This is a genomic window from Acinetobacter sp. 228, assembly GCF_048147885.1.
This window is the reverse complement of sequence record NZ_JAYWYV010000347.1, coordinates 1-1,256: the sequence shown is the minus strand read 5'-3', so window position 1 is coordinate 1,256 and position 1,256 is coordinate 1. Positions and strand designations below refer to the sequence as shown.

1 pseudogene is annotated in these 1,256 nt (G+C 37.2%); it reads right to left on the bottom strand.

Annotated features, from left to right (window positions below):
• Window positions 1-1,249, bottom strand: a pseudogene (locus VXQ92_RS18855) (sensor histidine kinase); the annotation flags it as partial.
• Between the last annotated feature and the right edge of the window lie 7 nt (window positions 1,250-1,256).

Here is a 1,256-nt window from a genome sequence, read left to right as displayed (position 1 = left end):
TTATTGGGCATTCTATTCTGAAGCATGCCCCTTGTTTTTGCTCTACATAGGTGAGCTTTGCATGGTTCGCCTCACAAAAACTATGAGACAAATATAATCCTAAACCAGTTCCATTAATTTCGGTACTAAAAAATGGTTTAAATAATTGAGATATATCACGTTTTGAAACACCTTCACCGTAATCGATCACATCAATATAAATTTTATTTGTCTGTGAATGAATGTTGATCGTAATGTACGGCGAGTCGGTGGCATTATGCCGTAAAGCATTTCTCACCAGATTGATCATGACTTGTCTTAATTGTTTTTCATCAAATAAAAATTTTAAAGAACTATCCGAAATTTTAAGTTGAATTGAATGTTTAACATCAAATAAATCTTCTTCGAGCAATGTATCTATGAAGTGTCTTACATCGATCTGGATAGGATGTGTTCTTTCGCTACGAGCAAGCCCTAAAGTATCTTGAACAATACTATCAATGCGTTTGGTTTGTTTGCCAATCATATGACGCAAAGTATTTTGTTGTTCTGGATCGCTATCTTTCAGTAACTCATTTGCTTGTACGATTGCAGCGAGAGGATTGCGGATCTCATGTGCAATACTTGCTGAGAGTTGCCCTAGCGCAGCAAGCTTAAGCTGCTGAGCTTGCTGATTAATTTGTTGGGCATCTTGTAAAATGAGCAGGGTTAACGTCTGTTGTGGGACCAAAAGGTGTTGCACTTTAATGTTGATGGAGTACGCCGATAGCCGAGACTCAAAAATGAATCGGTCACCTTCTTTTAAGTCGCCAAACTTTAAAATTTCAAATAAATCGGCATGCCACTTTGCTAAAGGATATTTTTCATTGGCAAATTGAGGGGGAATACCCAAGAGTGAACAGGCCGCAGGATTACTGACAACGATGTCGTAATTCTCATCTAAAACTAAATAGCCTTCTTCAATTTGTTCTAAGATATAACGGTTAATATTTTGGAGTTGATAAAGTTCAATTGACTGGTGAAAGGTGAGTGCTTCAAGTAATTTAAAGCGCTGCACTGCAATTTGGCCAATTCCGTGAACCACAAAAAATAAGAAAGCTAAGAGAGCGCTATTACCAATAGTATTTAGATTGTTATAGTCAAATAGACTACCTACAAATCTTTGGTAAATAACAGCGATAACCGCAAGCAATGTAATCAGCAAAGACATTCTTGCGCTGAGTAAAATCGCCGAGGTAAAGATGGCAATTACTTCTAGTAAGCTGAGTTGTCAATTT